General features: G+C 70.0%; 9 protein-coding genes. All 9 read left to right on the forward strand.

The genetic code is table 11. The features are described 5' to 3' along the window. Positions 1-2: 2 nt before the first annotated feature. On the forward strand, positions 3-836 hold the full coding sequence (locus tag DELCS14_RS08170; RefSeq protein ID WP_013801198.1) for an ABC transporter ATP-binding protein: 834 nt from the start codon (positions 3-5) through the stop codon (positions 834-836). Beyond that, positions 836-1528: an ABC transporter ATP-binding protein gene (locus tag DELCS14_RS08175; protein WP_013801199.1), complete on the forward strand. Its 693-nt coding sequence runs from the start codon at positions 836-838 to the stop codon at positions 1526-1528. The genes DELCS14_RS08170 and DELCS14_RS08175 overlap by 1 nt, the downstream gene beginning before the upstream one ends. Positions 1529-1552: 24 nt before the next feature. Beyond that, complete coding sequence (locus DELCS14_RS08180) at positions 1553-2920, forward strand: MmgE/PrpD family protein (RefSeq protein WP_013801200.1); 1368 nt, start codon at positions 1553-1555, stop codon at positions 2918-2920. A gap of 21 nt (positions 2921-2941) precedes the next feature. Then, the gene (locus DELCS14_RS08185; RefSeq protein ID WP_013801201.1) at positions 2942-3754 is read left to right on the forward strand and encodes an SDR family oxidoreductase; all 813 of its coding nucleotides are present in this window, start codon (positions 2942-2944) and stop codon (positions 3752-3754) included. 26 nt (positions 3755-3780) lie between these two features. Beyond that, the gene (locus DELCS14_RS08190) at positions 3781-4758 is read left to right on the forward strand and encodes an NAD(P)H-quinone oxidoreductase (RefSeq protein WP_157158330.1); all 978 of its coding nucleotides are present in this window, start codon (positions 3781-3783) and stop codon (positions 4756-4758) included. Between the two features lie 30 nt (positions 4759-4788). Beyond that, entirely contained in the window at positions 4789-5922 is a 1134-nt protein-coding gene (locus DELCS14_RS08195; RefSeq protein ID WP_013801203.1) for an amidohydrolase family protein, read from the forward strand. Further along, positions 5919-6827 carry a CoA ester lyase gene (locus tag DELCS14_RS08200; RefSeq protein ID WP_013801204.1) on the forward strand — a complete coding sequence of 303 codons (909 nt, stop codon included), beginning with the start codon at positions 5919-5921 and terminating at the stop codon, positions 6825-6827. Before DELCS14_RS08195 ends, DELCS14_RS08200 begins: the two co-directional genes overlap by 4 nt. Before the next feature lie 818 nt (positions 6828-7645). Beyond that, a complete protein-coding gene (locus tag DELCS14_RS08210) occupies positions 7646-8824 on the forward strand; it encodes an MFS transporter (protein ID WP_013801206.1) in 1179 nt (392 codons plus the stop codon). Between the two features lie 376 nt (positions 8825-9200). Continuing rightward, positions 9201-10850: a methyl-accepting chemotaxis protein gene (locus DELCS14_RS31450; protein WP_013801207.1), complete on the forward strand. Its 1650-nt coding sequence runs from the start codon at positions 9201-9203 to the stop codon at positions 10848-10850. The last annotated feature ends 598 nt before the right edge of the window (positions 10851-11448 follow it).

Consider the following 11448-nt stretch of genomic DNA (forward strand, 5'->3'; position numbering starts at 1 on the left):
TCATGGACCACACCCTTGGAATCACTGGTTCGGCCATGCTTGAGCGCGGATGCGCCGGCGAAGCGGCAGCGGCCCCGGAGCGGGCCGCCCGCGCGGAGCATGGCACCCTGGCCGAGACATCGCTGCGCGTGGAAGGCATCTCCAAGCGCTTCGGCGGCCTGCGCGTGTTCGACGACATCTCGTTCGAGCTGCCGGCCGGCGAGGTGCTCGGCGTCATCGGCCCCAACGGTGCGGGCAAGACCACGCTGATCAACGTCATCTGCAGCATGCTGCGGCCGAGTGCCGGGCGTGTCCTGTTGGGCGGCAAGGAGCTGTCCCGGCTGCCGTTCCACACGGTCAGCCGGCTTGGCGTGATCCGCAGCTTCCAGCAGACGAACACCTTCCGCACGGCCAGCGTCGCCGAGAACCTTGCGCGGGCGTGCCGGTTCAGCGCCGCCGCGGGCCGTGGCACGTCCGACCTGGACGGGCTGCTCGAGGAGTTCGGGCTGACCCCGCACCTGGAGGAGCCCAGCGGCGACCTGCCTTACGGTCTGCAGAAGATGCTGGGGCTGCTGATGACGCTGGCCACGCGCCCGCGGTTCCTGCTGCTGGACGAGCCGGCCGCGGGCCTGGAGCGCCGCGAGCGGATCTACATCGACAGCTTCATCGCGCATGCCCGCGCGTCGCTGGGATGCGGGGTGCTCATCGTCGAGCACGACATGGACCTGATCAAGCGGCTGTGCCCGCACATCCTGGTGCTCGAAGCCGGGCGGTTGCTTGCCAGCGGGGCGCCGGCCGACGTGCTGGCACGACGCGATGTGGTGGATGCCTACCTGGGCGCGGGCGAGGAATCGTGATGCTGAAGATTGAAGACCTGTCGGTTCGTTACGGCGGGATTGCAGCCCTGCGCAACGTGTCCATCGAGGTGCGCCCGGGCGAGACCGTGCTACTCGTAGGCGCCAACGGCGCGGGCAAGTCCAGCCTCATCAACACCATCATGGGACTGGTGCCGATGGCCGGTGGGCGCATCGAGTTCGAGGGCGCGGATCTGTCGGATGTGGCCTGCGCCAACCGTGCGAGGAAAGGCATCGGCTATTCGCCCGAAGGACGGCGGGTGTTCAGGTCCCTGAGCGTGACCGAGAACGTGCTGTCTGGTGCTACGCATCTGGCGAAGCCGCAGGCGCTCGAGAACCTGAAGTGGCTCGAATCGACCCTGCCGTTGCTCGCGGACCGCGCTGCGCAGCCTGCCGGGCAGTTGAGCGGCGGCGAGCAGCAAGTGGTCGCGCTGGCGCGGGCGGTGTGTTCGATGCCCAAGCTGCTGCTCCTGGACGAGCCCTTCCTGGGGCTGGCACCGGTGTGGATAGGCCGGATCAGCGATTCGATCCGCGAACTGCAGCGCCGTGGCACGACGATCCTGATGACTGAGCAGATGGCGCGGCCGGCGCTCAAGCTGGCCGATCGGGCCTATGTCATGCGCGGCGGCGAGGTACGCCGCAGCGGGACCGTGGCCGAGATCCGCGACGTGGCCTTGGCCGACGAATACCTGTGAAGCACACGCACAAGGAGCAAGCGCATGAGTAGCGATCAGCCGACGGCCCTCCTGGGGCGATTCGCCAGCGAGACGGCGGGCAAGCCGCTGGAGGCGCGCGTCGCGGAAAAGGCCGCCTTCTGCCTTCTCGACGGTATCGGCCTGGCGTTGGCCGGCGCGGCGGAGCGCACGGCAGCCGCGGTCCGCACCCTGGTCACGCCCGCGGCGGAGGGCGCCACGGCGGCGACGGTCTGGGCCGACGGTGCGCGGGTCGGTCTGGCCGACGCGGTGCTCGCCAACGCGGTCAGCGTCCATGCCCAATTCCACGACGATTCCGACAACGATTCCTGGAGCCATCCCGGCTGCTTCATCCTCCCCGTCGCCGTTGCGCTGGCTGAACAGCAGGATCAGCCGGTCGAGCGGCTGCTGCGCTCCATTGCGATCGGCTATGCCGCCACGGCCTGGCTCGGCGCAAAGGAGCGCGTTGCGCGCGCGCTCATTGAGCGGGGCATCAGAACGAGTCCCACACTTGGGACGATCGGTGCTGCTGCCGCCGCCGCTGCCGCGCTCGGACTGGACGTCAAGAGGGCGGCGAATGCGATCGGCATTGCCGCCGGCATCACGGGCGGCGTGCTGGAACCCGTGGGCAGCGGAGCCGATGATTGGCGCATCCAGGTGGGTCAGGCGGCCCGCGGCGGATTGCTGGCCGCCCAGTTGGCGCGGATGGACGTGCTGGGGTCGCCGCAAGGTCTCGAAGGCCGCCACGGCCTGTCCCGGGCGCTGGCGGGCCTGCAGGAGACGCCGCCCGAGTGGCTCGCACCGCCAGATCCCGCGCTGATCCTCGGGATTTGCGCGAAGCCCTTCGCAACGCTGGGCGACAACATGTCGGTGGTGCTGGCCGCCAAGGTGCTGCACGAGGCCGGCGTCGACCACCGGCGCATCCGCAAGGCGACTGTCAAGGTCTGGCGCCACTACGCCGAGTACCCCGGCACCAGCTACGGGGGGCCCTTCGAGCGCACCGTGCAGGCGCTGGCGAGCATGCGGTTCTCCACGGCGGCCATGCTCGCTTACGGGGAACTCGAATACGACAAGCCGCAGGACCACCGCCAGGATGCCGACATCCTGCGCCTGGTGCAGCTGATCGAGATCGTTCCCGACGACGACGGGAACCCCTATGACGCGGAGCTCGCATTGGAGCTGGACGACGGCAGCCGACGGGTCGGCACGGCCGCGCAGGCACCGCGCACCCTGCTGTTCCATGACCGCGCCACCGCGGCGGCCCTGCTCGAGCGCCGCTTGAGCGCCGGCGGGCGCCAGGCCGGCGCGGGGACGCGGGCCGCCCAGGATCTGTTCGCCGCGATCGACGGCGGCACCCCTCTCGGCTGCAGGGAGTTCCTGCGCCGTTTCATCTAGAACCTTAATGGAGAAACCGATATGGACTTGGGTCTGAAGGGCAAGAACGCATTCGTGACGGGCGGCAGCAAGGGCATTGGGCTCGAGACCGCGCGCCTGCTGGCCAGCGAGGGTGCGAACGTCGTGATTGCCGCGCGGCGCCCCGAGGCGCTGGAGGAAGCCCAGCGCGACATCCTCGCGACCACGGGCGCGAAGGTGGCGATCCATCCGCTGGACGTGACCCGGCTGGACGAAATCGAGCGTCTGCCGGACTTCGTGCGCAAGGAGCTGGGCGGGCGCCTCGATCTGCTGGTCAACAACGCCGGCACGGGCATCTACAAGCCGTTCCTGGAAGTGACCGACGAAGAACTGCTGTACGGCATGTCGATCAATTTCTTCGCACAGTTCCGCATCTGCCAGCGCATCGTGCCGCTGATGAAGGAGCAGGGCGGCGGCTCGATCGTCAACGTCAGTGGCGCGACCGGCATCCGCGTGACCAGCCCGCCGATGCTGTCCTCGTGCACCGGACCGGCCAAGTCTGCGGAGATCCGGCTGTCGAAGGTGCTGGCCAGCGAACTGGCGCCGTTCAAGATCCGTGTGAACTGCGTGGTGCCGGGCTACGTCTACACGCCCGAGCGGTTCGGCCTGTGGCAGGAGACCATCGTCAAGCGCGAGCTGAACGAAGCGGATGCCGAGGAAGAACGGCTGAAGTGGACGGCGAACCAGGGCATGCTGGACACCCGTTGGGGCACGCCGCAGGAACTGGCCAACGTGATCGTGTACGCCTTGTCGGAGCGCTCGAGCTACGTCAACGGCGCCGTGCTGGTGGCGGACAACGCCATGGACAAGTCATGACCGAGGCCGCCCATCTGCCGCGATCGATGAAGGCGGTGCGCATCGCCCGCCCGGGCGGCACGGAAGTCCTGTCCATCGAGGAGCGCCCGGTGCCCGAGCCGAAGGGGGGCGAGGTGCTGATCAAGGTGGCGGCCGCCGGCGTCAACCGCGCCGACGTGCTGCAGCGCGAGGGCCTCTACCCCATGCCGCCCGGCGCGCCGGCCGAAGTGCCGGGCCTGGAGGCGTCGGGCGTGGTGGTGGCGGTGGGTCCGGACGTGGCGCGCTGGAAGGTCGGCGACGAGGTGTGCGCGCTGCTGATCGGGGAAGGCTACGCCGAGTACGTGGCCGTCCCCGCCGTCCAGTGCATGCCCGTGCCCCAGGGGGTATCGCTCGTGGAAGCCGCCGGCCTGCCCGAGACCTATTGCACCGTGTGGGCGAACCTGTTCGAGCGGGGCCGGCTGGCGGCGGGGGAGGTCGCGCTCATCCAGGGCGGCACCAGCGGCATCGGGGCAACGGCCATCCAGTTGGCCAAGGCGTTCGGCGCCACGGTCATCGCGACCGCGGGCTCCGACGAGAAATGCGCCGCGTGCGGTCGGCTCGGCGCCGACCTGGCGATCAACTACCGCAACCAGGACTTCGCCGAGGCGGTGCGCGCGGCGTATCCGGGCGGCGTGGACGTGATTCTCGACATCGTCGGCGGCGACTACATCCCGAAGGAAGTGGCCCTGCTCCGGCGGGAAGGCCGCCTGGTGTTCGTCGCCCAGATGGCAGGCGGCCGCGCCGAGATCGACTTCTACAAGGTGCTGCTGGGCCACCTGACCATCACGGGCTCCACCTTGCGTTCCCGCTCGGTGCAGGAAAAGGCACGGCTGTGCGCAGCGCTTGAGGCCCAGGCCTGGCCGCTCTTCGCGCAAGGCCGGCTCAAGCCGTCGATCGACCGGACGTTTGCGCTGCACGAGGTGGCGCGCGCGCACCAGTTGATGGAAAGCAGCGCGCACATCGGAAAGATCCTGCTGGTCCCCTGAACGCATTCACAAGAAACGGAGACAAGCGCCATGGCGAACCATTCCTCGGGCGGCGCCCGCCCCACAGAGCCCCTGTTGGGGGGCATGTTCCAGTCGCGACAGGACCGCTCGGGCTCGACGCGATTCGGCAAGATCTATCTGCCCGACCCGGCGTGGCTGTCGAAGGCCGCGCCCGAGCCGGTGCTCGAGCCGGACCTGGCGATCGTCGATACGCACCACCACCTGTGGGATTTCCCGGGCTACCGCTACCTGCTGCAGGAGTTCGCGGTTGACCTGCAGACCGGGCACAAGGTGGTCGCCACGGTGTTCAACGAATGCCAGGCGATGTACCGGGCGAGCGGCCCTGCGGAGATGAAGCCGGTGGGCGAGGTGGAGTTCTGCGCGGGCGTCGCCGCCATGAGCGAAAGCGGCAACTATGGGCCCACGCGGGTCAATGCGGGCATCGTGGGCTTCGCCGACCTCACGCTCGGCGATCGGGTCGCGCCGGTGCTGGAGGCGCAGATCGCGCGCGGCGGTGGGCGCTTCCGCGGGGTGCGACACGCGGCGGCCTGGGATGCGGACCCGGTGATCGGAAACAGCCATACGAGCCCCTCCGAAGGCCAGTACCGGCGACCCGAGTTCCTCACCGGCCTGCGGCACCTGACGCGCCTGGGCCTGTCGCTCGACGCCTGGGTGTTCTATCCACAGATGGACGACGTGGTGAGCGTGGCCCGGGCCTGCCCGGAGGCGAACATCATCATGTGCCACATGGGCGGTCCGCTCGGCTATGGGCGCTATGCGAACAGGAAGGACGAAGTGTTCAGGCAGTGGCGAGAGGCGATGGCGCGGCTCGCGGCCTGCGAGAACGTGTCCGTGAAGCTGGGCGGCGTCATGATGCGGCTGGCCGCCTTCGACTATGGCCAGAGCGATGCGCCGGCGTCCTCCGACCAGCTCGCCGCACTCTGGCGCCCCTACGTCGAGACCTGCGTCGAACTCTTCGGGCCCAGGCGATGCGTGGTCGAAAGCAACTTCCCCGTGGAGAAGATGGGCATCGGCTACGCGGCGCTCTGGAACACGTTCAAGAAGATCCTGAAGGGGCTGTCGCCGGCGGAGAAGAGGGCGGTCTTCAGCGAGACCGCCGCGCGCGTGTACCGGCTCGAGCTGCCCCAGGAGGCCGAAGCATGAGCGCGCCGGACGCAGGTTTTCGCGCGCCGCTGCGCTCCGCATTGTATCTGCCGGCCAGCAACGGGCGGGCGATCGAGAAGGCGCGAACCCTGGATGCCGACGCCGTCATCTTCGACCTCGAAGACGCCGTGGCGCCCCAGAGCAAGGCCGAGGCCCGGCGCAACCTGGTGCAGGCGTTCGCGAACGGGAAGGTGGCGGCGGGCTTGAACGTCATCCGCACCAATGCGCTGGACTCCGAAGAGTTCTCCGCCGACCTGGACATCCTGCGGTCCTGCGTGCCGGATGCGGTGCTGGTGCCCAAGGTTGCTGGGCCCGCAGACGTTGCGAGGGCCCGCCAGCGCGTGGCCGCAGCCGTCGACGGGTTTGTTCCTGCCCTGTGGTGCATGATCGAGACCGCCGAAGGCCTGCAACGGGTGGCGGACATCGCCGGCGCCAGCATCGATGGCGCGGCCTGCGTCGACTGCCTGGTGATCGGGACCAACGACATCGCCCGCGAGACCGGCGTGTCGGCCGGGGAGGGGAGGCGCTATCTGATGCCCTGGCTGATGTCCGCCGTGCTGGCCGCCAAGGCCCACCGCCTCGCGATCCTCGACGGCGTCTGGAACGATTTCAAGGATGCGGCGGGCTTCGACGCCGAGGCGGCCCAGGCCCGGATGATGGGCTTCGATGGCAAGACCCTGATCCACCCTGCGCAGGTCGAGCCGGCCAACCGCACGTTCGCGCCGTCGGCGCAGGCCATCGAGGAAGCGCACGCCATCGTCGCGGCCTTCGAGCGGCCCGAGAACGCCGGCAAGGGCGTGATCAACCTCGACGGGCGGATGGTGGAGCTGCTGCACCTGGACATGGCGCAGCGGCTGCTGAAGCAGTGCGCGCAGATCAAGGCGCGCGCCGTGGGCGGACCATGAGTTCCCGCGCTCGTGCGGCGGCGGATGGCGGCGCCGGTGCCTGCGCGCAGGGCGCGCCGCCGCCTGCTGCACGAGCCATGGGCGCGGCGGTCCGCCGGCAAGGGGCGGGTCTGGGCGTGCGGCTGGTGCAGCCCCGGCGTGCGCTTCAGTCACGGTCCGAGACGCGCCCCACGGCGGCGCACCGGGCCGGGCGACGAAGGCAGGGGTGCGGGAACGGCGGACGAATGCCATTATGTGGAACGATTTGTGGATGCGCCTGTACACGATCGATCATGGCCGATGCCAGTATTTGGTGCGATAGCGCGAGGGGCCCCTGGGATCCGCTGCCCAAGACCGCCATGTCGGTACGGTAGGAAGGTCCAACATATGGTCGGCCTGCCGAAGCGTCCCCTGCACAGAAGGGCTGGGGTGATGCAGGCCCCGTGGGCCGGCTCTCGACGCGATCCACGCCTGGTGGCCAAGCTGCGCCCGGCCTCGCGCGGCGTGCGTTGCTGCAGGCACTCCCGAGGACCGGCCCGCTGCATCGCCTGCGCGCGGGTAAACTTGTCGCCAGGGGATCCTCCCGGCAGGTTCCCGGCCTTACTTCATTGCTTGCAGGACCTCGACATGCGCCACCACTTCAGCTTCGACCCCGCGTTTCATCGGCTGGCGCCTGGCGCCATCGCTCCTGCGGCCCTGATCCGGGACCCGCGAGGCCGGCGGTCGTTCGTCGCAGTGGAGGAGGGTGCGACGCATGCCGGCGCCGCCGGCTGCCACAGGGTGTCCGACCGGCCACGTGCCGTCGCGCTGCGCGAGGCCACGGCGGCGTGGAAGAGCCGATGACGCGTCCCGCTGCCGGACTCCTGCCGCTGGTCGTTTTGCTGTTCTTCGGGCACGTCGGCTTCACGGGCGGCAGGTTGGGCGTGACGTTGCGGGCCATGGAGCTGCAGGCCAGCGCAGCGACGATCGGAGTGCTGCTGAGCGCGATGATGCTGGTGCCCAGCCTGGTGGCGGTGCAGGTCGGACGGTGGGCGGACCGCGCCGGGGCCTTCAGGCCTACGCTGGCGGGCCTGCTGGCGCTCGTCGCGGCCGAGCTGCTGCTGGGGCTGGCGCAGTCGCTGCCGGTCCTCGCCGCAGCCGGCATCCTCGTCGGGACGGGCTACACGGTGGCTCACGTCGCCATGACGCATGCCATCGGGCACCTGGCCGGCCCGAACGAGCGGGCCCGCGTGTTCGGGCTGACCGCCATCGCCTTCTCCGTCTCGGCGAGCGTCGGGCCCTTGTTTGCCGGTGTTCTGGCAGACCGCGGCGCGGATTTCGGGGGGCTGTCGTTGCTCGTCGTCCTGCCGATCGTCGCCACGGCCATGCTGGTGCGCTGGCGTCCGCACATTGCTGGCGGGGTGCCAGGCGGAGCCGCGCACTCCGCCGACAGCCAGGGGCTGATGCGGCAGCCCGCCGTCCGGAAAGTGCTGCTCGTGAGCGCGCTCATGTCCCTGGGCTGGGACCTGTTCAGCTTCGCGATGCCGCTCTACGCGGCGCAGCAGGGCCTCTCGGCCTCGGCCATTGGCATGATCGTCGGCAGCTTCGGGGCGGGCAGCGTGGCGTCGCGGCTGGCCCTGGCGGTGCTGCACGGGCGTTGGACCGAGTGGCGGCTCCTGCGGGACTCCCTCGCCCTGAGCGCGGCCGGCTACTTGCTGGTGCCGCTCACAGATCAGTCGATCGGCATGGCCGCGCTGTCCTTCGCGCTCGGATTGGTGCTGGGTTGCGGCCAGCCGCTCGTCATGAGCCTGCTGGTGGCGGTGGCGCCGGGAGGCAGAGAGGGCGAGGCGGTCGGCATCCGCGCGTCGATCACCAGCATCGGGCAAACGACGCTGCCGCTGGCGTTCGGCGCGCTGGGCTCCCTCGTGGGGATGGCGCCCGTGTTTTGGGGCACGGCGCTGGTGCTGACCAGCGGCTGCGTCTACGTGTGGCGCGAATCCGCCGGGCGTGGCGCGCCGGCCGACGAGCAGGGGCCCTGACGCCCCCGCGGCACGTTTCCTGGGGCGGGGGGCCGCGAGGGCCGGCGCGCCGGTCGCCAGAGCCGGGTCATGCTGGCAGCACCAGACGGGCGGGCCCCGCGCTCCGCGCGACTTCCTTGACATGCGGCCGAAGTTCGGGGACGAGCGGCAAATGTCCAATATATGGAAGCGTATTGGCGCGGCTCCTAACGTCCCAACAGGTTCGCCCCTTAGACTTGTGAGAGGAGACACACGTCAAGAGCTTCCAAGATATGGATACCGGATCACGGCGCTTCGGAGCTTCGGCCCTGCCAAGGGTGGCCTTGCGCGCAAGCCGCGCGCTGCGGGCCCCGTATCGCCTGGGTCGCTCGCAGTTCACCGCCCATCCGGCCTAGCCATGCTTCACAACCTCAGCTTCAAACGCAAGATTACCCTGCTGCTGGCTGGCACCCTCGTCGGCCTAGCCCTGATCACGGGCGTGTCGATCGTCCAGTCCTACGACGACATCACCGAAGGCCGCAGGCTCGCGCTGCGCACTGCGGTCGAGTCCGCGGGCACCGTGGTGGCGGGCTACGCCGCAGCCGCGAAATCCGGTGCGATGTCCGAGGCCGATGCCAAGACCGCCGCGAGCGAGGCGCTCAGGCATTCGCGCTTCGGATTGGAAAAGAGCCGGCCCGACTACTTCTACATCATGACCACGGACGGCGGCGCCATCATGCACCCGTTCAGCAAGGAGTGGGCGCCGGGCAAGTCGGCGCTGGGCACGAAGGACGCCCGGGGCGTGGACACCGCCAAGCTGCTGCTGGACGCGGTTACCGCGAGCAAGACGGGGTCCGCGATGGTGGAGGCCGTGGCCCTCAAGCCCGGCGAGACCGATCCCACCAAGCTGTATCCGAAGCTCCAGTACGTGATGACCGTGCCCGAGTGGCAATGGATCGTCGGCTCCGGGCTGTACATCGACGACGTGCAGTCGCAGGTGCAGGCGGCTGCGCTGCGGCAGCTCGGCCTGTGCGTCGTCGTGCTGCTGTCCGTCGGGGGTCTGGGCCTGCTCATCTCGCGCAGCGTGCTCAGGCAGCTCGGCGGTGATCCGCAGTTGGCTCTGGATGCCCTGGGCAAGATCGCGCAGGGCAATCTCGCCGTCGACGTTCCTGCCGCGCCGGCCGGCAGCCTGGTCGATGGCTTGCGTCGCATGGTGCTCTCGCTGCGCACCACGGTTGCCCAAGTGCGAGCGTCCACCGACAGCGTCAACACCGCAGCGATCGAGATCGCCGCGGGCAACGCCGACCTGAGCGTGCGCACGGAGGAGACCTCGGCCAATCTGCAGAAGGCCGCGTCGTCCCTGGAGCAACTGACCGTCACGGTCCAGCAGTCGGCGGCATCCGCGCGGCAGGCCAACCAGCTGGCGGCAGCCGCGGCCGGCACGGCGAGCCGCGGCGGCGCGGCGGTCTCGCAGGTGGTTGCGACCATGGACGAGATCCACGAGAGCTCGCGCAAGATCTCGGAGATCATCGGCGTGATCGATGGCATCGCGTCCCAGACCAACATCCTGGCGCTGAACGCGGCGGTGGAGGCCGCGCGCGCCGGCGAGCAGGGGCGTGGGTTCGCCGTCGTCGCGTCGGAAGTGCGGAGCCTGGCCCAGCGAAGCGCCGAGGCGGCCAAGGAGATCAAGGGCCTGATTGGCGCCAGCGTCGACAAGGTGGAGGCAGGGTCCAAGCTGGTCAGCGAAGCGGGCTCGACCATGAGCGATATCGTGGCCTCCGTGCAGCGCGTGAGCGACATCATCGGCGAGATCTCGGCCGCGACCTCGGAGCAGTCCGAAGGCCTCGGCAGCGTCAATCAGGCAGTGGCGCAACTCGACCAGATGACCCAGCAGAACGCGGCGCTGGTCGAGCAGTCGTCGGCCGCCGCGGATTCGCTGAAAGAGCAGGCGAGCCGGCTGTCGCACGCCGTCGGCGCGTTCCAGACGGGCTCGGCGCAGACCGGGCCGGCCGAGGCGCCGCCGGCCCTGCGCGCGGCCAGCATGGCCACCGTCCCACGGCCGCGGTAGCCCGAGCGGGTCGCCGACCGCACCCGCGGCGGCCGGGGCCGGGGCGCGAGCGCCCGGGTGAGCATGCCTGTTCCCGGTGGCCCCGGCAGCTGCGGATCCGGTCCGCGCGTGCGGCGCCCGGGGCCAGGCGCGGGGATCTAAAGACGGTGCACCGCGGCAGCGGCGGTGTCGCGTGCTGGCGGGCCGCCCGCCCGCTGCGGCGGCACGCTGGTCCAGTCCGCCCGGCCGAGCGGCTTCTCGCTCCATTGCGCCGGCGAAACGCTGCACGCCAGATCGGAATGCGCGCAGGGCTGCCGCGGCCGGTGCGGGCCCCGCAGGTCGCTTGCACCCCCCCGCTACTCGACAGCATGCTCCTCGCGCGAAGGCCCTTCGCCCGGAGGATGCGCCGCCGCCCTTGCTGAGGCATGTCGAGTTTTCCGCAACCCGCCCGAAGAGGGCTGCCGCTTGTTGCATTGCAGCATGAGGAGCCTGGGCGCTTGGGGCCCCGTGGACCGCTGCTGCATGACTTCATGGTTTTCCCTAGTCTTCGCACGCGTCGTGCCGGTGGATGCGCGCGTTGCGCAGCGACCCATGAACGCGGGAACCCTGGCCACGCAAG

Origin of the sequence: Delftia sp. Cs1-4 (genome assembly GCF_000214395.1) — a bacterium.
Lineage (GTDB): Bacteria > Pseudomonadota > Gammaproteobacteria > Burkholderiales > Burkholderiaceae_C > Comamonas > Comamonas acidovorans.

What these genes read in the sequence shown, in the direction of transcription:
- DELCS14_RS08170 (WP_013801198.1), top strand. Translation starts at nt 3, where the DNA reads ATGGACCACACCCTTGGAATCACTGGTTCGGCCATGCTTGAGCGCGGA.
- DELCS14_RS08175 (WP_013801199.1), top strand. Translation starts at nt 836, where the DNA reads ATGCTGAAGATTGAAGACCTGTCGGTTCGTTACGGCGGGATTGCAGCC.
- DELCS14_RS08180 (WP_013801200.1), top strand. Translation starts at nt 1,553, where the DNA reads ATGAGTAGCGATCAGCCGACGGCCCTCCTGGGGCGATTCGCCAGCGAG.
- DELCS14_RS08185 (WP_013801201.1), top strand. Translation starts at nt 2,942, where the DNA reads ATGGACTTGGGTCTGAAGGGCAAGAACGCATTCGTGACGGGCGGCAGC.
- DELCS14_RS08190 (WP_157158330.1), top strand. Translation starts at nt 3,781, where the DNA reads ATGAAGGCGGTGCGCATCGCCCGCCCGGGCGGCACGGAAGTCCTGTCC.
- DELCS14_RS08195 (WP_013801203.1), top strand. Translation starts at nt 4,789, where the DNA reads ATGGCGAACCATTCCTCGGGCGGCGCCCGCCCCACAGAGCCCCTGTTG.
- DELCS14_RS08200 (WP_013801204.1), top strand. Translation starts at nt 5,919, where the DNA reads ATGAGCGCGCCGGACGCAGGTTTTCGCGCGCCGCTGCGCTCCGCATTG.
- DELCS14_RS08210 (WP_013801206.1), top strand. Translation starts at nt 7,646, where the DNA reads ATGACGCGTCCCGCTGCCGGACTCCTGCCGCTGGTCGTTTTGCTGTTC.
- DELCS14_RS31450 (WP_013801207.1), top strand. Translation starts at nt 9,201, where the DNA reads ATGCTTCACAACCTCAGCTTCAAACGCAAGATTACCCTGCTGCTGGCT.